Raw genomic sequence first — 20411 nt, 5'->3', positions numbered from 1 at the left:
CGATTCGGCTTGGGAAGAGACGCCCGCCCGAGATGGCAGGCGAAGGAGCGAGTGCCGGCGTGCCCGACAAGCGAGGCGGTATACGGCACATCGAGCTGGGCACGATCACGAACGGAACACGTCGGCCGCACCAAAGAAAAAAGCGCCCTCGTGGCGCTTTTCCGTTGGCGCAATCGCTGCGGCTTCGCCGTCTGTCGATTCGCCCCCCGAAACCGTCTTTCGACGGTGACCGGAAAACCATTCCGGATTAAAAAACGTCCGCCGCCGCCCGATCACTGCCTTCCCCGGTCAGACGACGGAACGTCGCTTATGTGCAAGTCGGCCTGCATGCATCTGTTGTTCGACGACGATTGGCCCCGCCGTGCATGCAGACTCTCCGCGGCCGGCACATGCTTCATGTGCCGGCGACGCTCACCCCGCGCTTTATTTCTGCTACCCCGTAGAACTTATCTATTCTTTTCATTTTTTCAACTTGTGGGGTGAAGAATAGATATCGGCCGAACGGGATGTCAATCGTTTTAAACGCTATTTTCCGACGATTCAAGGGTTTTCCTTATCGAGCGACGCCACCGCGCAGGCGCCGTGGGCCGTGCGCGCGACGTCGATCAAACAGGGGACGATCGATGCGGGCAGGCGGGCGCGATCAGTTCGCGTCGACCCGGTATCCTTGCTGGCGCAACAATTCGAGCACGCCGCGCGGGCCGCCCAGATGCAGCGCGCCGATCGCGACGAACAGCGGCCGGTTCGGCGCGGCGATTGCCGTCATCCGTGCAACGAAGCGCCGGTTGCGCTCGTACACGATCTTGTTGTCGAGCGACGCCGACAGCGCCTTCGAACGCGCGAGCCGCTCGCTCTTCGCGACGGCCCATGCGGAGATCGCATCGGCGTCGCCAATTCGCCACAGCCGGTGCAGCGCCTTGATGTCGTCGGCGTTCTGCGCGGGCGTCTGCACCATGTCCTGCGCGAGCATCTCGCGCTGCTCGGCCAGTGTCAGCCCGGTGAACGCGCGCATCTGCTCGGCGAGCGTCTCGAGCCCGATCACGCGGCCGCCCTTCTTCTTCAGGAACACGTTCTGCAGTTGCGCCTCGGTGCCGTATTCGGTCTGCAGGCCCGCCGACAGCGAATCGTAGGTCTCGACGACGAGCGCCGCGAGCCACGGCCGCATCTTGCGGATCTCGGCGAGCGCGGCCGGATTGCCGCGCAGGCGCGCCGCGAGCCGCTCCCACAGCGGCTCGGGCAGCAGGCGCTGCAGGCACGGGTAGCGGCACACGCCGTACCTCGACACGTCGTCCTGCGATTCGAGCAGGTCGTCGGGCGACAGTTCGAGCGCGAGCGTCGGCGACGCGGCGAGCGCCGCGAGGATGCGCGGCCGGAACGGCTGCGCGCTCGGGTAATCGGACGGATCGCCCGTGTGCAGCGTGCCGAGCACGTAGAGCGTGACCTTGCCCTTGGTCGCGACGTAGAAAGGCATGCGCGCCGGCTGCACGCGCACGGTGCCGCGCGATACCGTGCCGTCCGCTCCGGCCGGCGCGTGGAAGCCCGGCAGGCTCATGCCGGGCGGCGGAACCTGCGACGGATGAATCGGCGAAGTCGCCGGCGCACGCCCTTCGGCGCGCGCCGGCTCGACGGGCACCACGACGCTGGCCGCCACGCACGCACCGGCCAGCGCCGCGCCCGTGACGGTGCGCACGCTCCAGCGCCGCGCGTAGCGGTACGCGCGCAGCGCGCGCGCGCTGCCGGCCCCCGCACGGCGCACGCCGGACACGCGCGCCGCCAACGCTTCAGGCATTCTCCTCCCCGACCTCCTCGGCGCGATGGCAGGCCAGGCGCCGGCCGTCCACTTCGCGCAATTGCGGCTCCTCTACACGGCACCGCTCGATCGCGTACGGGCAGCGCTGGTGAAACGCGCAGCCCGACGGCGGATTGAGCGGCGACGGCAGCTCGCCCTGCAGCTTGATCTGCACGCGGCGGTCTTCCTCGAAGATCGCCGGCGTCGCCGACATCAGCGCCCGCGTGTACGGATGGCGCGGCCGTGCGTAGATAGTCGCCTTGTCGCCGAGCTCGGCGACGCTGCCGAAATACATCACCATCACGTCGTCGGCGACGTGCTCGACCACCGACAGGTTGTGCGAGATGAACACGTAGCTCGTCTTGAACTGCTCCTGCAGATCCATGAACAGGTTCAGGATCTGCGCCTGGATCGACACGTCGAGCGCGGACACCGGCTCGTCGGCGACGACGATGCGCGGATCGAGGATCATCGCGCGCGCGATCGCGACCCGCTGGCGCTGGCCGCCCGAGAACATGTGCGGATAGCGCTTCGCGTGCTCGGGCCGCAGGCCGACCGTGCGCATGATCTGCGCGATGCGGGCGGCGCGCTCGGCGGCCGTCAGGTTCGCGTTGATCTCGAGCGGCTCGGCGAGCGTCTGCTCGACGGTCTTGCGCGGGTTGAGCGACGCGAACGGGTTCTGGAACACCATCTGCACGCGGCGGCGCAGGTCGGCGATCGTGTCGCGGCTCGCGCCGGCCACGTTCTTGCCGTCGATCGTCAGGCTGCCCGACGTGGGCGTCTCGATCATCGTGAGCTGGCGCGCGAGCGTCGACTTCCCGCAGCCCGACTCGCCGACGACGGCGAGCGTCTTGCCGCGCTTCAGCGAGAACGACACGCCGTTCAGCGCCTTCACCGTGCCCTGCCCGAACATCCCGCGCTTGACCGAATAGTGCTTCGCGAGCGCGTCGGCGACCAGCACCGTATCGTCGTCGCGAGACGCGTGGCGCGTTTCGTGGACAGCATTCATCGTGCGCCTCCGTTCAGGTCGAGGGTGGAAAGATTGAGCGGCTTGATGCAGCGCGCGCGCATCGCATCGTTGCCCTGCACCAGCGTGTCGAGCGCCGGCCGCGCCTTGCGGCAATCGTCGACGACGTACTTGCAGCGCGGCGCGAACAGGCACCCGGACGGGCGATCATCGCGGCCCGGCACCATGCCCGGCAATGCGGCAAGGCGACGCGCCCCCTGATTGTGCTCGGGAATCGCCGCGAGCAGCGCTTCGGTGTACGGATGATGCGGCGCGCGGAAGATGTCGGGCACGCGGTTGGTCTCGATGATCTCGCCCGCGTACATCACCGCGACGCGATGCGCGACCTCGGATACCACCGCCAGATCGTGCGAGATCAGCACGAGCGCCATCCCGCGCTCCTTCTGCAGCTTCACGAGCAGATCCATGATCTGCGCCTGGATCGTCACGTCGAGCGCGGTGGTCGGCTCGTCGGCGATCAGCAGCTTCGGGTTGCACGCGACCGCCATCGCGATCATCACGCGCTGGTTCATCCCGCCCGACATCTGGTGCGGGAACGACGCGATGCGGTTCTTCGCATCGGGAATGCCGACCTGGTCGAGCAGTTCGAGCGCGCGCCGGTGCAACGCGTCGCCGCGCAGGCCTTCGTGCAGCTTCAGCACCTCCTTGATCTGGTAGCCGACCGTGTAGCTCGGATTCAGGCTCGTCAGCGCGTCCTGGAACACCATCGCGATGTCCTTGCCGACGATCCTGCGGCGCGCCTTCGGCGACGCCTTCAGCAGGTCGACGCCGTCGAACGTGATCTCGTCGGCCGTCACCTTGCCCGGCGCGTCGATCAGGCCCATCAGCGCCATCATCGTCACGCTCTTGCCCGAGCCCGATTCGCCGACGACGCCCACCACCTCGCCCGGCGCGACAGACAGGTTGATCCGGTCGACCGCGGGCAGGCCGTTGAAGTTCACCGCGAGATTGCGGATAGTCAGTAGATTTTGGGTCATGCCATCCTCCGCCGGGCCGCCCCAAGGAGGATGACCGCCCCCTTGGGGGGCAACGAACGAAGAGAGTGTGGGGGTCGTTTCATATCACGCCATCCGCTTCAGTTTGGGATCGAGCGCGTCGCGCAGCCCGTCGCCGAGCAGGTTGATCGCGAGCACCGAAATCAGGATCGACAGCCCGGGCATCGTCACGATCCACCACGCGTTGTCGATGTAGTCGCGCGCGGACGCGAGCATCGCGCCCCACTCGGCGGTCGGCGGCTGCACGCCGAGGCCGAGGAAGCCGAGCGCGGCCGCGTCGAGGATCGCCGACGAGAAGCCGAGCGTTGCCTGCACGATCAGCGGCGCCGTGCAGTTCGGCAGCACCTGCGAGAACATCAGGCGCAGCGTGCCGGCGCCGGCCACGCGCGACGCGGTCACGTATTCCTTCTGCAGCTCGCCGAGCGCCGACGCGCGCGTGAGGCGCACGTAGGCCGGCAGCGCGACGATCGCGATCGCGAACATCGTGTTGGTGAGGCCCGGGCCGATGATCGCGACGACCGCGACCGCGAGCAGCAGCGACGGCAGCGCGAGCAGCACGTCCATGATCCGCATCACCGGCGTGTCGGCCCACTTCTGGAAGAACGCGGCGATCAGGCCGAGCACGATGCCGGGGATCAGCGCGAGCACGACCGACACGAAGCCGATCCAGAACGACATCCGCGCGCCGAACATCAGCCGCGAAAGGATGTCGCGGCCCGCTTCGTCGGTGCCGAGGATGAATTGCCAGTTGCCGCCGGCGAGCCACGCGGGCGGGATCTTCACGTAGTCGCGGTATTGCTCGACCGGGCTGTGCGGCGCGATCAGCGGCGCGAGGATCGCGACCAGGATCAGCAGCAGCACGACGATGCCCGCGCCGACGGCGCCGCGGTTGCGCGAGAAATTGGCCCAGAACTCGCGCAGCGCGAGCGCACGGCCGCCGGCCGGCGCGGATTCGCTCGGCAGGGTATTTTGCAGATTGCTCATGGAATTACCTCGTGTGGCGGATGCGCGGATTCAGCACGCCGTACAGCAGGTCGACGACCAGGTTCACGACGATCACGAGCGTCGCGATCAGCAGGATGCCGCCCTGGACGACCGGATAATCGCGGCGGCCGATCGCATCGATCAGCCACTTGCCGACGCCGGGCCACGAAAAGAGCGTCTCGGTCAGCACGGCGCCGGCAAGCAGCGTGCCGATCTGCAGGCCGATCACGGTGACGACCGGGATCAGCGCGTTGCGCAGCGCATGCACGACGACCACGCGCACGGGCGACAGCCCTTTCGCGCGGGCGGTGCGGATGTAGTCCTCGCGCAGCACTTCGAGCATCGACGAGCGCGTCATTCGCGCGATCACCGCGAGCGGGATCGTGCCGAGCACGATCGCGGGCAGGATCAGGTGGCTCACAGCCGACTTGAACGAGCCTTCGTCCGGCGCGAGCAGCGCGTCGATCAGCATGAAGCCGGTCGGATGCGGGAAATCGTATTCGACCGCGATGCGCCCCGACACGGGCGTCCAGCCGAGGTACGACGAAAACACCATGATGAGGATCAGCCCCCACCAGAAGATCGGCATCGAGTAGCCGGTGAGCGCGGTGCCCATCACGCCGTGATCGATGACCGAGCCGCGCCGCAGCGCGGCGATCACGCCGGCCGGCAGGCCGACGGCGAGCGCGAACACGAGCGCGCACAGCGACAGTTCGACGGTCGCCGGAAAGCGCGCGAAGAATTCGCCCGCGACGCTCGTGTTGGTGATGATCGACGTGCCGAGGTCGCCATGCAGCGCCCGGCCGACGTAGTGGAGGTACTGCAGCGGCAGCGGCTGGTCGAGCCCGAGGCGTTTCATCGCCTCCGCATGCATCGCGGGATCGACGCCGCGCTCGCCCATCATCACTTCGATGGGGTCGCCCGGTATCAGGTGAATCAGCGCAAACGCCAGGATGGTGATGCCGATGAAGGTCGGGATCACCATCCCCACGCGGCGCAACACGAATCTGAACATGATGCGTCTCGTATTTTCTTGTGGGAAATGTGCGACCGGCGACGGGAAGCTTTTGGCCTCCCGCCGCCGGATGAGTTAGCCGGTCTTCGCGACAGCTTACGACAGGCGTGTTACTTCACGCTCACCCCGTCGAAGCGGGCATAGCCGAGCGGTTCGATACGCATGTCGACCACGTTCTTGCGCACCGGCTGATAGACCGTCGAGTTCGCGATCGGCGAGAACGGCAGCTGCTGCGCGAAGATCTGCTGCGCCTGCGTGTAGAGCTTCGTGCGCGCGTCCTGGCCCGTCGTCGTGCGGCCCTTCTGGACCAGCTCGTCGAACGGCTTGTAGCACCAGTGCGAGAAGTTGTTGCCCTTGATGGCCTCGCAGCCGAGCAGCGTGCCGAGCCAGTTGTCCGGATCGCCGTTGTCGCCCGTCCAGCCGATCAGCATCGTGTCCTGCTCGCCGCCGTGCGCGCGCTTGATGTACTCGCCCCACTCGTACGTGACGATCTTCGCCTTCACGCCGATCTTCGCCCAGTCGGCCTGGATCATCTCGGCCATCAGGCGGGCGTTCGGGTTGTACGCGCGCTGCACCGGCATCGCCCACAGCGTGATCTCGAAACCGTTCGGATAGCCCGCCTTCGCGAGCAGCGCCTTCGCCTTCGCGGTGTCGTACGCGGCCATCTTCAGGTTCTTGTCGTACGACCATTGGGTCGGCGGCATCGGCGCGGTCGCGGCCTGGCCGGCGCCCTGGTAGACGGACTCGAGGATCGCCTTCTTGTTGATCGCCATGTCGAGCGCCTGACGCACTTCGAGCTTGTCGACCGGCTTGTGCTCGACGTTGTACGCGAGGTAGCCGAGGTTGAAGCCGGCCTGCGACGGCATGTCGACGTTCGAATCGGCCTTCAGCGTCGCGATGTCGGCCGGGCGCGGATAGCTCATCACCTGGCATTCGTTGCGCTTGATCTTCTGCACGCGCACGCCCGGATCCGGCGTGATCGAGAAGATCAGCTTCGACAGCTTCACCGCACCCTTCTTCCAGTAATCAGGATTGCCATCGAAGCGGATCGTCGCGTCCTTCGTGTAGCTGCGGAAGATGAACGGGCCCGTGCCGATCGGCTTCTGGTTGATGTCGGCGGCCTTGCCGGCCTTCATCAACTGGTCGCCGTATTCGGCCGACAGGATCGACGCGAATTCCATCGCCATGTTCTGGATGAACGGCGCGTTCGGCTCGGCCAGCGTGAACTTCACGGTGTACGGGTCGACCTTCTCGATCTTCGTGATCAGCTTGTCGAGGCCCATGTCGGTGAAGTACGGGAACGACACCGGGTATGCCTTGCGGAACGCGTTGTTCGGATCGAGCATGCGCTCGAACGAGAACACGACGTCGTCCGCGTTGAATTCGCGCGTCGGCTTGAAGAAGTCGGTCGTGTGGAACTTCACGCCATGGCGCAGGTGGAACGTGTACACCTTGCCGTCGGACGACACGTCCCACTTCTCGGCGAGGCCGGGCTCGACCTTCGTGCCGCCGCGCTCGAATTCGACGAGGCGGTTGTAGACGGTGAACGTGGCGGCGGTGAAATCGACGCCGGTCGTGAATTGCGCGGAATCGAAACCCGCCGGGCTGCCTTCTGAGCAGTAGACGAGCGTTTTGTTCGGGATCTGTGCGAATGCAGAGCCCGCGACGCCGAGCGATGCCGCTGCCACGCCTGCCATGGCGGTAACACGCAGGGTGTGCAACAGACGGTTGTATTCCATGTTTCCTCCAGGTCTCCAGATCGGAACCGGCCCCGCCAGGGGCCGGCGTACGCGGATATTACTTGAGCTAACGATGCGGCAACAAGCTGGAGAAAAAACTCTTCTGGATGCCCGCCGGGTTTTTGCCGATTTTTAGTGTGGGTAAAAAATGCGACAACGCGCGCGAGCGACGATTCCGTTCATTTCGCGGCATGTTTCGTTCGACGACTAAACAATTCGGGTGCGAACACGAAGGGGGCGACGCCCCGTTTCCTCCGCATTCCGCAGCACATCATTGCGTTTTGCGAAACGATTCGATGACCGTCTTCGAATCGTCACGTCGTCACGCCGGCGCATCGAGATCGGCGCTGCGCGCGGGCACGAACGCGACCGCGACGATCGACAGCGCGAGCCCCGCCATCACGTAGTAGGTCGGCGCGAGCGGCGTGCCCGTGACCTTGATCAGCCACGTGACGATGAACTGGCCGAAGCCGCCGAACAGCATCACCGCGACGTTGTACGCGATCGACAGCCCGGTCGAGCGCACGTTGGCCGGGAACAGCTCGGCGATCATCGCGCCGAACGGTCCGTAGTAGCCCGCGAGCGTCACCGACAGCACGGCCTGTACCGCGATCAGCCGCCCGATGCTCGGCGCCGCGTCGAGCCACGCGAACAGCGGATACATCAGCGCGAGCGTCAGCACGAGCGACCACAGCGACAGCCCCTTGCGGCCGATGCGGTCCGACCACGCGCCGGCGACCGGCGACAGCACCATCAGCAGCAAGTTGCCGACGATCACCGCGTAGAACGACTCCGCATAAGGCAGCTTCAGTTGCTTCACCGCGAAGGTCGGCAGATAGCTGATCAGCACGTAGATCGTCACCGTGAGCGCGATCACCGAGCCGAGCCCGCACAGCACCTCGCGCGGGTGGCGCGTGAACACTTCGCCGAGCGTCGCGCGGCGCGCGCTTTGCTGCGCATGCAGGAATGCTTCGGAATCCGCGAGATGGCGGCGGATGTAGAAGCCGATCGGGCCGATCACGAGCCCGAGGATGAACGGCACGCGCCAGCCCCAGCTGCGCAGCGCGTCGTGCGACAGCCCGCGCGTGACGGCTGCGCCGACGAGCGCGCCGATCAATAGCGCGGCCGCCTGGCTCGCCATCTGCCAGCTGCCGTAGAAACCGCGTTTCGAGAACGGCGCGGCTTCGATCAGCAGCGCCGTCGCGCTGCCGAATTCGCCGCCCGCGGAAAAGCCCTGCAGCAGGCGGCCGAGCACGATCAGGAGCGGCCCGCCGATGCCGATCGCCGCATAGGGCGGCGCGATCGCGAGCAGGAAGATGCCGGCCGTCATCAGCAGGATCACGAGCGACAGCGCGGCCTTGCGGCCCGCGCGGTCCGCGTACAGCCCGAACACGATGCCGCCGATCGGGCGCATGAAGAACGCGACGCCGAACGTCGCGGTGGTGAGCAGCAGCGACGAGTATTCGCTGGTGGTCGGGAAGAACAGCTCGGCGATCACGACCGTCATGAAGCCGAACACGGTGAAGTCGTACCACTCGAGCGCATTGCCGATCACGGCGGCCACCACCGCGCGCCGGTTCAGCGCACGCTCGGGCCGGGTCGCTTTCGTTGAATTCGCAATCGTCGCCATGCGTGCCTCGTCCTCGTGAATACGTCGTATCGGGCGGTTCGGCGCGCGGCGTGCCGCGGCGCGCTGGTGTGCAGCGAGTGTAGAAAGCGACGGAACCGTTTTCAAGCAATAAAAAACGCCCGCCATCGAACGACGGCGAGCGTGTTGCGGTTTTCGCCACAATGCGGCATCGCACGATGCCGCACGGGCCTCAACCCATCTTCGAGAAAGCGCTGCACCAGCCCTTCGCCGACACCTGCTTGCCGGGGAACGCGCCGCACGGGCCCGAAGCCGAGCCCTTCTTGCCCTGATACAGCATGCAGGCCGCGCAATCCTGGCCCGCTGCGTATTTCGGGTACTTCGTCTTGTCGACCTTCGTGGCATCGGCCTTGTAGCCGAGCGCCGTCGCGGTCGGATCGGTTTCCGACAGCATCGGCGCATCGGCCAGCGCTTCGCGCGACAGCGCCAGCGCGGACACGGCGCCAATGCTCGTGATCAGGAAACTCCGACGGGATGTTTTCATGGGGGACTCGCTCCAACGTTATCGGTTTGAAAGCCGTTCTGGCGACGGCGTACGACAGAATAACGCCCAAGCGGATAAATGTGCGCGCCGAAATGCCGGAGATAAGGGATTTCACACGGGCTCGTCCGGCCGGCCCGCGCGGCGGCGGGCCGTGCGTCACGCGCGCGACACCATGTCGCCGACGCGCTGCGCGAGCGCGAGCGCGGCGGTGAGCCCCGGCGACTCGATGCCGAACAGGTTCACGAGCCCGCGCACGCCGTGCTGCGCGGCGCCCTGCACGATGAAGTCGGCCGGCGGCTCGCCGGGCCCCGCGACCTTCGGCCGGATGCCCGCGTACGCCGGCTGCAGCGCATCGTCGGGCAGGCCCGGCCAGAATGCGCGGATCGACGCGTAGAACGCGCCCGCGCGCGCCGGATCGACGTCGTAGCGCAACGCATCGCACCACTCGACGTCCGGGCCGAAGCGCGCCTGCCCGCCGAGATCGAGCGTCAGGTGCACGCCGAGCCCCGCGCGATCGGGCATCGGATAGATCAGGTGCGAGAACGGCGCACGGCGCGACAGGCTGAAATAATTGCCGCGCGCGAGATAAAGCGGCGGCACCCAGCGCGGGTCGAGGCCGCGCGTGCGGCGCGCGAGCGCCTGCGCGCCGAGGCCCGCGCTATTGATCACGCAGGCGGCGTCGATCTCGGTCGGCGCGGCGCCGCCGGTGCGCACGATGAAGCGCCCGCCGCGCAGCACGTCGATCGCTTCGACCGGCGATTGCAGCGCGCACACGGCGCCGTGGCGCTCCGCATCGCCGAGCAGCGCGAGCATCAGCTGGTGGCTGTCGACGATACCCGTCGACGGCGAGAACAGCGCCTCCACGCATTCGAGCGCGGGCTCGAGCGTCTGCGCCTCGGCACGCGTGAGCGGCAGCAGGTCGAGCACGCCGTTTTCGGCCGCGCGCGCGGCGATCGCCTTCAACTGCTTCACCTGCGCGGCGCTCGTCGCGACGAGCAGCTTGCCCGTGCGCCGGTGCGGCACCTGATGGGTGTCGCAGAATTCGTACAGCAGGTCGCGCCCGTGCACGCACGTCACCGCCTTCAGCGACCCGCGCGGATAGTAGAGCCCCGCGTGAATCACCTCGCTGTTGCGCGAACTCGTGCTCGTGCCGATCGCGTCGGCCGCCTCGAGCACGATCGTTTCACGCCCGCGCGCGGCGAGTTCGCGCGCGATCGCCAGACCGACGACACCCGCGCCGATCACGACACAATCCGTCTGCTCCATGGCTTTTCGCGCTGCTCGCGCATCGAAGGGAGAGGGAAGAATTGTACGTCCCGGTTCGCCCGCTTGCCGAACGCGCGCGCATCGTGTCGCGACGCTGCGGCCGACCGCGCACCCCGCGCCACGCGCGCACGCCGCAGCCGTGCGCGCGTGGCCGCGTCAGAAGCCGATCGGCCGGCGCTTCGCCGCGCCTTCGTCGGCGCGGATATCGGCCGGCGCGATCGCGTCGCGGCCGTCGAGCCGCGCGGCGCCGAACGCGTGCAGCAGCGCGCGGCGCATCGTGCGCGGCGGCGTCGCGGCCAGCACGTCGAGCGCGTCGTCGCCGAGCGTATCGGGAAAGCGCCGCCCCCACGCATGTGACGTCCGGATCTCGTCGTAGATCGTCTGCGCGATCCGTCGCGCGCCGGCCGCATCGGGCGGCGCGATCTCGTACACGTTCATCCGGTTGAGCAGCGGCTCGGGAATCGCGTGCGCGTCGTTCGCGGTCGCGATCCAGATCACGTTGCCCGCGTTGATCGGCACTTCCGCGAATTCGTCGACGAACGCGCGCGCGGTGTCGTGCTCGAGCAACGCATACAGCGCGCCGAGCGGATCGTATTGCGCATCGCTGCCGGCCTTGTCGATCTCGTCGACCGCGATCACCGGGTTCGCGTAGCTGCCGTTCACGAGCGCGTCGAACACCTTGCCGGGCTTCGCGTTCTTCCATTGCGACGATGCGCCCGACAGGATCCAGCCCGCCGTCAGCGAACTCATCGGCACGTAGTGGTACGCGGTGCCGAGCAGTTGCGCGAGCGCCTTCGCGAAATGCGTCTTGCCGATCCCGGGCGGCCCGAGCAGCAGGATCGGCATCAGTTCGAGCCGGTCGTCCGTTTCGAGACACAGCGCGATCTGCTTTCGTACGTCGTCGAGCGGCTCGCCGAAATTCGGCAACGTTTCGCCGAGCGCGTCGAACGACGGCATCCGGTTCGGCTTCACGCAGAAGCGCAGATTCCCCGTCTTGAGCATCTTCTCGTAGGTCGAGCGCAGTGCGTCGCTTGCGCTCTCGTTCAGGTCGCCCAGCGCCGTCTCGACCTGCTCGAGGTCGTACACCGTGCTGAAGGACGCCACCGCCAGTTCCTGTTTCACCATCGCCGTCGTCATACCTACCTCGCTGCACTTGCCGTCACATACTCATCAGACCCTTACGATTTCAGTGTAGCGATCCCGCATCGCCATGCAAGCAAGCAGCCGGGCGCGTCTGCTGCTAACAGCGCGCGCACGCTGCATGGCCGCGCGCCGCGGCGTATGATCGAAAGTCCACGAGGCTCGCGCCGGGCTCGCCGATGGCGCCCGCGCGCCGCGCACACGCTGCCGCGCACCTCGCCCGACGCCTCGCCCGAAGGGTTGCCGATGTCCATCCCCGCTGCTTCTCCGCGCGTCGACGCCGACGCGATCCGTTCCGTCGACGCCGCGCTCAAGTCGCGTCGTTCGGTCCGTGCGTTCCTGCCGACGCCCGTGCCGCGCGAGACGATCGAGGCGATCCTCGAAGCCGCGAGCCGCGCGCCGTCGGGCACCAACATCCAGCCATGGCGCGTGTACGTCGCGACGGGCGCCACGCGCGACGCGCTCGCCGCCGCGCTCACCGCGGCCTACGACGATCCGGCGCGCGACGAGAAATACGTCGCCGAATACGACTACTACCCGCGCGAATGGGTGTCGCCGTACATCGACCGGCGCCGCAAGGTCGGCTGGGATCTGTACGGCCTGTTGAACATCCGCCGCGACGAGAAGGCGCGCATGCACGCGCAGCACGCGCGCAATTTCCGTTTCTTCGATGCGCCGGTCGCGCTGTTCTTCACGCTGGACCGGGTCATGACACACGGCGCGTGGCTCGATTGCGGGATGTTCCTGCAAGGCGTGATGACGGCCGCGCGCGCCCGCGGCCTCGATACCTGCCCGCAGGCCGCGTTCGTGCCGTTTCACCGGATCGTCGCCGACCACCTCGGCATTCCGCCGAACGAACAGTTCGTCTGCGGGATGGCGCTCGGCCATGCGGACCCCGACGCGATCGAGAACCGCCTCGTCACCGAGCGCGCGAGCGTCGCCGAATTCACGCGCTTTTTCGCTTGAAAACGCATGACGCGGCCTTACCTGTCGAGCAGGACCGCATCGTGCTGCGAACCTGCCGCGGCGCGTCCCGTCACATCGCGACCGAAATCGATCGGGCGTAAGATGTGCGTCCGTTCCCCGCTATCCCGCGTTTCCGGAGACGTTTCATGCTGAAACACGGCCTGGCCGTCCTGCTTGCGAGCGTCGTGCTCGCCGCCCATGCGCAGAGCCCCGCGCCGGCCGTCGTCGCATGGGAAATCCAGGTGGTGCGCGACGGTCAGACGATCGACACGTTCCAGCAAAACACCACCGTGGGCCAGTCCCGCACCGATACTCATCGCTATCCGGCCGCCGTGCCGGTGGGCTGCGGCAATGCCGCGCGCGTCGTGCCGACCGAGCGCTCGCGCTCGGTGACGGTCGCCCCGCTCGCCGTCGACACCAGCGCGAACACCGTGTCGCTCGGGCTCGACGTGCAGGAAACGCTCGACGACGAAAGCGCGCGCGGCGATCCGTGCCTGCCCGCGTCGCCGCGGCAAATCGTCGCGAGCCACCCCGGCCTGTCGGTCGGCGGCGACGCCTGGACCGACTGGACGCTCGTGGAGCAGCATCCGCATCTCGTCTACCGCGTGCGCGCGCACGTCGCGAAGGACTGAGCGTCATGGCCGCCGACGCCCTCTCGCTGCCGTTCGCCGAACCGCACGCCGCGCCCGACGAAATCACCGCCGTCAGCTGGAACCTGCACAAGGGCCGCTCGCCGCTCGGCTTCACCGCGTGGAACGCGATGCGCGACTGGATGCAGTCGACGCACGCCGACGTGTATTTCCTGCAGGAAGCGATGGCGCGCCGCATGCCGCGCCCGATGCTCGCCCCAGGCTTCGGCGCGCCGATGGACGACGCGGTCGACGATGTATGGCATTGCCAGGCCACCGAGATCGCGCAGGCGCTCGACTGGCAGATCGCGCTAGGGCCCAACGTGTTCAAGCCGTCGTGGCGGCACGGCAACGCGATCCTGTCGCCGCATCCGCTCGACCTCGGCGGCCGCTGGGACATCTCCGCGCACCGCTTCGAGCGGCGCGGGCTGCTGGTCGCGCGCGCGACGCTCGCGGGCGCGCGCCCGGTCACGCTGCTGTGCGCGCATCTCGCGCTCACGCGCGCCGCGCGGCTGCGCCAGATGCACTGGATCGCGCACTGGATCGTGCGCAACGCGGGTGACGGCCCGCTGATGCTCGCCGGCGACTTCAACGACTGGCGCAACGATTCGGTCGCGCTGTTCGGCGAGATCGGGCTGTCCGAGGTCGCGACGCTGCTCGGCGAATCGGGCCGCACGTTCCCGGCGTTCTCGCCGGCGCTCGCGCTCGACAAGATGTTCGTGCGCGGCCTGACGCCGCTCGAATGGCGCGCGCCGTCCGGCGAGGCCGCGTGGCTGTCGGACCATCTGCCGTACATCGCGCGCCTGCGCCTCGATCCGCAGTAAGCCGCCCGGTCGGGCGTGCCGCCGGCCGCCGCGCCGCCGGAACGCGTCGGCCTCGGCGCGAAACGGGCGGCCGACCGATGAAAGTTCGTTGAAAGGATATGTTGCGCCAAATCCGCGCGGCCGCGGGGGTCAAGCCCGCGATCCGCGTCAACAGGGTAAAATAACGAGTTCCTCAAACGTCTGTCATCGAGAAGGCGCGTGTCCGACGCGCCGGCCGGCCGATCCGCGATCGGGCCGACGCACTCGGTTTTTTGCCCGTTTTTGGGCCCGTTACACGCGTCCGCTACGCGCGTCCGTTTTCAAAGCCATGAGCAAATACGACACCGCCACCGTCCAATCCGTCCATCACTGGACCGACACGCTTTTCAGCTTCACCTGCACCCGCGAGCCGAGCCTGCGCTTCAACAACGGCGAATTCACGATGGTCGGCCTCGAAGTCGACGGCAAGCCGCTCGCGCGCGCCTACTCGATCGTCAGCCCGAACTACGAAGAGCATCTCGAATTCTTCAGCATCAAGGTACAGAACGGCCCGCTGACGTCGCGCCTGCAACACCTGAAGGTGGGCGACAAGGTGCTGATCGGCAAGAAGCCGACGGGCACGCTGGTGGCCGACAACCTGCTGCCGGGCAAGACGCTGTGGATGCTGTCGACGGGCACGGGCCTCGCGCCGTTCATGTCGATCATCCGCGATCCGGACATCTACGACCGCTTCGACAAGGTGATCCTGACCCACACGTGCCGCCTGAAGGGCGAGCTCGCGTACATGGACTACATCAAGCACGACCTGCCGGGCCACGAGTACCTGGGCGACATCATCAAGGAAAAGCTCGTCTACTACCCGACGGTCACGCGCGAAGCGTTCGACAACGAAGGCCGGATCACCGACCTGATCGCGACGGGCAAGCTGTTCACGGATCTCGGCGTGCCGGCGTTCTCGCCGGAAAACGACCGCGTGATGCTGTGCGGCAGCACCGCGATGCTGAAGGACACGACCGACCTGCTGAAGCAGGCTGGCCTCGTCGAAGGCAAGAACAGCGCGCCGGGCCATTACGTGATCGAGCGCGCGTTCGTGGACTGATCGATCCCCCAATTTGCGCGTCATCAAGAACCGGAGCGAAAGCTCCGGTTTTTTTTCGTCCCTACTTGGCGAATTCGTAACAAACTGGGACCATTCCATCTCAAATAGTTACATTTTGATACGTCATCGCAGGGTGCTCGGGCGTCAGTGTTTTTCCTACAACACCTTCATTCCGATTATTCACATTTACCCTTAAATGACCGCCTGACATGATCTTTCCGGAAATTTTGAGATATTATTCGGCGCGCGTGGTTGCCGTGCGGATGAGCGTGGAAGGGTCGGATGCAAGTGTTACAAGACGTAACTTTTGTTACTTCGGCATGGAGCGATTCCGTGGCGGCGACCGTCATCGAAACGGCAGCCAGCCCACGCAGCCAGCCGGTGTCTGAACCGCTTTCTGACAGCAGGGAGAGTCATGGATACGTCGCTTAACGCGCCCTTGGGCGCCCACGCCCCGTTCCCGTCGCGGCAGCGCATGCCCGGCTGCGCTGCCACTCCGCCCATCGCCGACGAAGCGTCGGGACGCGACGCGTCCGCCGCGCGGATCGCGGCACTTTCCGCCCAGCTTCTCGCCGCCGACGAAGCGGCCCGCCGCCATTTGGCCGGCGAGCTGCACGACGGGCTCGGCGCCGAATTGACCGCCGCCCGCTTCGCACTCGCAAACGTTCAAACATGGCTGCCGGCCGACGCACCGGAAGCCTGCCTGCGCGCGCTGGCGCTGGCGCAGCAGGCGCTCGACGCCGCAACCGACGCGAATCGCCGGCTCATCGACGAGCGTGGCGCGCCGGCGCTCGACGCCGGCATGGTCGGTGCGCTGTCGTCGTGGATCGACACCCATGCGGCGCGCACCGGCCTGCGCACGAGCTTCGTGTGCGCGGCCGACGCCCGCCTGACGCAGCTCGCCGGCGCCGGCGCGCTCGCGGTGTTCCGCGTCGCGCAGGAGGCGCTGTCGAACGTCGCGAAACACGCGCGCGCGACGTCGGTCGACGTCCGGATCGTCACCGACGGCACGCATCTGTCGCTGAGTGTCGCCGACGATGGGACCGGTTTCGCCCGGCACCGCCGCAACGGCTACGGCCTGGCCGGCATGCGCGCCCGCTGCGAGGCGTTCGGCGGCAGCTTCGAGACGGCCACGCCGGCGACCGGGCGCGGCACGCGCGTCACCGCGCGCTTCGCGTGGGCTTCGCTGCTCGGGGTGCCCGGCGCGGCACGCCGCACGTCGCTTTCGTGAGGTCGCGATGAGCCTGAACATCCTGCTCGTGGACGATCACGCGATCGTCCGGCAAGGGATCCGCCAGTTGCTGATCGATCGCGGCGTCGCACGCGACGTGACCGAGGCCGAGAGCGGCGGCGACGCGATGGCCGCCGTCGACAAACAGGAATTCGACGTGATCCTGCTCGACATTTCGCTGCCCGACACGAACGGCATCGAGGTGCTCAAGCGGCTCAAGCGCAAGCTGACGCGCACGCCGGTGCTGATGTTCTCGATGTACCGCGAGGACCAGTACGCGGTGCGCGCGCTGAAGGCCGGCGCGGCCGGCTACCTGTCGAAGACGGTCAACGCCGCGCAGATGATCGGCGCGATCCAGCAGGTCGCGGCCGGCCGCAAATACGTGAGCCCCGCGATGGCCGAGGCGCTCGCCGAATACGTGTCGTTCGAGAACGAGCCGCTGCCGCACGAGAAGCTGTCCGATCGCGAATACCAGACGCTCTGCATGCTCGCGTCGGGCAAGCGGCTCACCGATATCGCGAACACGCTGTCGCTGTCGGTGAAGACGGTGAGCGTGTACCGGTCGCGGCTGCTTGAGAAGATGCGGCTGTCGAACAACGCGGAACTCACGTTCTACGTGATGAGCAACCGGCTCGTCGACATGGCGCCCACGGCCGGCGCCTGATCCGATCCCCGGCCCCCCTCGAATTCGTCCGATCCCGCGACGCGGCGCAGGCCGCGCCGCGCACAAACGCTTGTTTTATCGGACGATTTCGCGGCGCCCCGCTGCGCCGCAGCGGGGCTTGTACGCCAAATCGGCTAAAATTATCGGTTTTCACTCAGTTGGCGCGCCGTGCCTGCGCGTGCTGGCGATTCATCCGCAATGTCTCTCTTCCGCAAGAAAAACGTCGATCGCATGATCGCCGGCGCGCAAGCCGCCGGGCTCAAGAAAGCGCTCGGCGCGATCGACCTCACCTTCCTCGGCATCGGCGCGATCATCGGCACCGGCATCTTCGTGCTGACCGGCACCGGCGCCGTCCAGGCCGGGCCGGCGCTGATGCTGTCGTTCGTGATCGCCGCGATCGCGTGCGGCCTCGCCGCGCTGTCGTACGCGGAGTTCGCGTCGACGATCCCCGTCGCCGGCTCGATTTACACGTATTCGTACGCGACGCTCGGTGAGCTCGTCGCGTGGATCATCGGCTGGGACCTGATGCTCGAGTACGGCCTCGCGTCGTCGGCCGTGTCGGTCGGCTGGTCCGGCTACCTGCAGTCGCTGCTGCAGGGCTTCGGCCTCACGTTGCCGACCGTGCTCACCGCCGCGCCCGGCGCGGTGCCGGGCGTCGTCACGTGGTTCAACCTGCCCGCGTTCCTCGTGATGATCGTGATCACGACGCTGCTGTCGATCGGCATCCGCGAATCGACCCGCATCAACAACATCATGGTGTTCATCAAGGTCTCGGTCGTGCTGCTCGTGATCGCGGTCGGCCTGTTCCACGTGACGCCCGCGAACTGGAAGCCGTTCATGCCGCACGGCTGGAACGGCGTGTTCGGCGCGGCCGCCGTGATGTTCTTCGCGTTCATCGGCTTCGACGCGGTGTCGTCGGCGGCCGAGGAAGTGAAGAACCCGAAGCGCGACCTGCCGATCGGCATCATCGCGTCGCTCGCGGTGTGCGCGGTGCTGTACGTGACGGTCGCCGCGGTCGCGACCGGCATCGTGCCGTCCGCGCAGTACGCGAGCATCTCGCACCCGATCTCGTACGCGCTGCAGATCGCCGGCGAGAAGTGGGTCGCGGGCTTCATCGACCTCGGCGCCGTGCTCGGCATGCTGACCGTGATCCTCGTGATGAGCTACGGCCAGACCCGCATCATCTTCGCGATGTCGCGCGACGGCCTGCTGCCGGCGGCGCTGTCGCGTGTGCATCCGCGCTTCGCGACGCCGTTCCTGACGACCTGGCTGGTCGGCCTGTTCTTCGGGCTGATCGCCGCGCTGGTGCCGCTCAACGTGCTCGCCGAGCTGATCAACATCGGCACGCTCGCGGCGTTCTCGATGGTGTCGATCGCCGTGCTCGTGCTGCGCCGCACGCACCCCGAACTGCCGCGCGCGTTCCGCTGCCCGGGCGTGCCCGTGGTGCCGATCCTCGCGGTCGCGTCGTGCCTGTTCCTGATGCTGAACCTGCAGCCCGTCACGTGGGCCGCGTTCGGCATCTGGCTCGTGATCGGCCTGGCGATCTACGCGCTGTACTCGCGGCACCACTCGAAGCTCGCGCACGGCCACCCCGACGCGCACTGAGCATCCGCGATGGCGCGCCTTCCGCGGTGCGCCATCGCGAGCACCCCACGCGGAGCCTGCACCGGCTCCCGCCCCGCTCTCCCGAACCCTCGGCCACCGCACGATCGCTGTCCGATCGTCGCAATCTCTTGCCCGATTCTCCGGATTTGCGTGCCCGGCCGGCGCGCTGCCTGCACGCGCGCGCCGGGCGGTTCATAATCCCGCCATCGAACGACGGCGCCGCACGACGGGCCGTCCGGCAACAGGAAAAACGATGGAAAGCGTCGATCTCGATGTACTGAAATCCAGCGCGCGCTGGCTCGAAGAAGGGCGGCGCGTGCTGCTCGTGACGGTCGTGAAGACGTGGGGCTCGTCGCCGCGCCCTGAAGGCGCGATGCTCGCGGTGCGCGAGGACGGCCTGGTGGTCGGCTCCGTGTCCGGCGGGTGCATCGAGGACGACCTGATCGCCCGCGTGCATGCGAGCGGGATCGCGGCCGATGCGCGCCCGGAAGCGCTCAAGTACGGCGTGACGGCCGAGGAAGCGCACCGCTTCGGGCTGCCTTGCGGCGGCACGATCCAGCTCGTGCTCGAACCGCTCACGCGCGACAGCGGGATCGCCGCGCTGTGCGCGGAAGTCGAGGCCGGCCGCCTCGTCACGCGCACGATGACGCTCGCGACCGGGCGCGCGTCGCTGTCGCCCGCGCAGGCGACCGACGGGCTCGCCTTCGACGGCGAACGGCTCGTGACGATCCACGGGCCGCGCTACCGGATGCTCGTGATCGGCGCCGGCCAGTTGTCGCGCTATCTGTGCCAGATCGCGGTCGGGCTCGACTACCAGGTGACGGTCTGCGATCCGCGCGAGGAATACACGGATGCGTGGGACGTGCCGGGCACGCGCGTCGTGCGCACGATGCCCGACGATACGGTGCTCGACATGAAGCTCGACGCGCGTTCGGCCGTGATCGCGCTCACGCACGACCCGAAGCTCGACGATCTCGCGCTGATGGAAGCGCTGAAGACGCCCGCGTTCTACGTGGGCGCGCTCGGCTCGCGGCGCAACAACGCGGCGCGGCGCGAGCGGCTGCGCGAATTCGATCTGAGCGAAGCGGAGCTGGCTCGGCTGCACGGGCCGGCCGGCATCTACATCGGCAGCCGGACGCCGCCGGAAATCGCGATCTCGATCCTCGCGGAGATCACCGCCGCGAAGAACAACGTGTCGCTGCCGACGATCCTGCAGGTCGAAGGCGCGAAGGCCGCACGCGAAATCGCGGCGCACGGCGGCGCGGCCTGCGGCCTCTGACCCGCGGCGGCGGGCGGCCGCGCTCGCGCGGGGCGCCGGCGCCGGCCG

Annotated in this window: 18 protein-coding genes; 8 read left to right on the top strand and 10 right to left on the bottom strand. The window is 67.5% G+C overall.

The features are described 5' to 3' along the window. Positions 1-643: 643 nt before the first annotated feature. The 10 genes from WS95_RS16865 to WS95_RS16820 form a co-directional block, all read right to left on the bottom strand. On the bottom strand, positions 644-1789 hold the full coding sequence (locus tag WS95_RS16865; RefSeq protein ID WP_059824735.1) for a TraB/GumN family protein: 1146 nt from the start codon (positions 1787-1789) through the stop codon (positions 644-646). After that, on the bottom strand, positions 1782-2798 hold the full coding sequence (locus WS95_RS16860; protein WP_059824734.1) for a peptide ABC transporter ATP-binding protein: 1017 nt from the start codon (positions 2796-2798) through the stop codon (positions 1782-1784). Before WS95_RS16860 ends, WS95_RS16865 begins: the two co-directional genes overlap by 8 nt. Beyond that, complete coding sequence (locus WS95_RS16855) at positions 2795-3793, bottom strand: ABC transporter ATP-binding protein (RefSeq protein ID WP_059824732.1); 999 nt, start codon at positions 3791-3793, stop codon at positions 2795-2797. The genes WS95_RS16860 and WS95_RS16855 overlap by 4 nt, the downstream gene beginning before the upstream one ends. An 84-nt stretch (positions 3794-3877) precedes the next feature. After that, positions 3878-4795 carry an ABC transporter permease subunit gene (locus WS95_RS16850; RefSeq protein ID WP_034208626.1) on the bottom strand — a complete coding sequence of 306 codons (918 nt, stop codon included), beginning with the start codon at positions 4793-4795 and terminating at the stop codon, positions 3878-3880. Between the two features lie 4 nt (positions 4796-4799). Next, entirely contained in the window at positions 4800-5810 is a 1011-nt protein-coding gene (locus WS95_RS16845; RefSeq protein ID WP_059824731.1) for an ABC transporter permease subunit, read from the bottom strand. A gap of 110 nt (positions 5811-5920) precedes the next feature. Continuing rightward, positions 5921-7549, bottom strand: a complete 1629-nt coding sequence (locus tag WS95_RS16840; RefSeq protein ID WP_059824729.1) for an ABC transporter substrate-binding protein — start codon at positions 7547-7549, stop codon at positions 5921-5923. 322 nt (positions 7550-7871) lie between these two features. After that, positions 7872-9179: an MFS transporter gene (locus tag WS95_RS16835; protein WP_034208629.1), complete on the bottom strand. Its 1308-nt coding sequence runs from the start codon at positions 9177-9179 to the stop codon at positions 7872-7874. Positions 9180-9369: 190 nt separating this feature from the next. After that, a complete protein-coding gene (locus WS95_RS16830; RefSeq protein ID WP_059780786.1) occupies positions 9370-9681 on the bottom strand; it encodes a high-potential iron-sulfur protein in 312 nt (103 codons plus the stop codon). Between the two features lie 156 nt (positions 9682-9837). Further along, on the bottom strand, positions 9838-10947 hold the full coding sequence (locus WS95_RS16825) for an NAD(P)/FAD-dependent oxidoreductase (protein WP_059824728.1): 1110 nt from the start codon (positions 10945-10947) through the stop codon (positions 9838-9840). Positions 10948-11103: 156 nt separating this feature from the next. After that, a complete protein-coding gene (locus WS95_RS16820) occupies positions 11104-12084 on the bottom strand; it encodes an AAA family ATPase (RefSeq protein ID WP_059824726.1) in 981 nt (326 codons plus the stop codon). 249 nt (positions 12085-12333) lie between these two features. Between WS95_RS16820 and WS95_RS16815 the strand changes: the two genes are divergently transcribed. The 8 genes from WS95_RS16815 to WS95_RS16780 all read left to right on the top strand — a co-directional run bounded on the left by WS95_RS16815 (position 12334) and on the right by WS95_RS16780 (position 20363). Further along, the gene (locus tag WS95_RS16815) at positions 12334-13053 is read left to right on the top strand and encodes a nitroreductase (RefSeq protein WP_034208633.1); all 720 of its coding nucleotides are present in this window, start codon (positions 12334-12336) and stop codon (positions 13051-13053) included. Positions 13054-13199: 146 nt separating this feature from the next. Then, entirely contained in the window at positions 13200-13685 is a 486-nt protein-coding gene (locus WS95_RS16810; protein ID WP_059824724.1) for a hypothetical protein, read from the top strand. A 5-nt stretch (positions 13686-13690) separates the two neighbouring features. After that, on the top strand, positions 13691-14506 hold the full coding sequence (locus tag WS95_RS16805) for an endonuclease/exonuclease/phosphatase family protein (protein WP_059780783.1): 816 nt from the start codon (positions 13691-13693) through the stop codon (positions 14504-14506). A gap of 307 nt (positions 14507-14813) precedes the next feature. Continuing rightward, entirely contained in the window at positions 14814-15584 is a 771-nt protein-coding gene (locus WS95_RS16800; protein ID WP_034208636.1) for a ferredoxin--NADP reductase, read from the top strand. A 415-nt stretch (positions 15585-15999) separates the two neighbouring features. After that, a complete protein-coding gene (rqpS, locus tag WS95_RS16795) occupies positions 16000-16815 on the top strand; it encodes a quorum system sensor histidine kinase RqpS (protein ID WP_059780781.1) in 816 nt (271 codons plus the stop codon). Positions 16816-16822: 7 nt separating this feature from the next. Continuing rightward, positions 16823-17479: a response regulator transcription factor RqpR gene (gene rqpR / locus WS95_RS16790; RefSeq protein ID WP_034208638.1), complete on the top strand. Its 657-nt coding sequence runs from the start codon at positions 16823-16825 to the stop codon at positions 17477-17479. Positions 17480-17677: 198 nt separating this feature from the next. Further along, positions 17678-19084, top strand: coding sequence for an amino acid permease (locus WS95_RS16785; protein ID WP_059500609.1), 1407 nt, complete (start codon positions 17678-17680; stop codon positions 19082-19084). Between the two features lie 253 nt (positions 19085-19337). Next, entirely contained in the window at positions 19338-20363 is a 1026-nt protein-coding gene (locus WS95_RS16780) for an XdhC family protein (protein ID WP_059824722.1), read from the top strand. The last annotated feature ends 48 nt before the right edge of the window (positions 20364-20411 follow it).

The sequence above is a fragment of the Burkholderia sp. MSMB1826 genome (assembly GCF_001526325.1).
Lineage (GTDB): Bacteria > Pseudomonadota > Gammaproteobacteria > Burkholderiales > Burkholderiaceae > Burkholderia.
The sequence above is the reverse complement of the archived record's forward strand: the minus strand, read 5'-3'. Positions and strand labels throughout refer to the sequence as shown.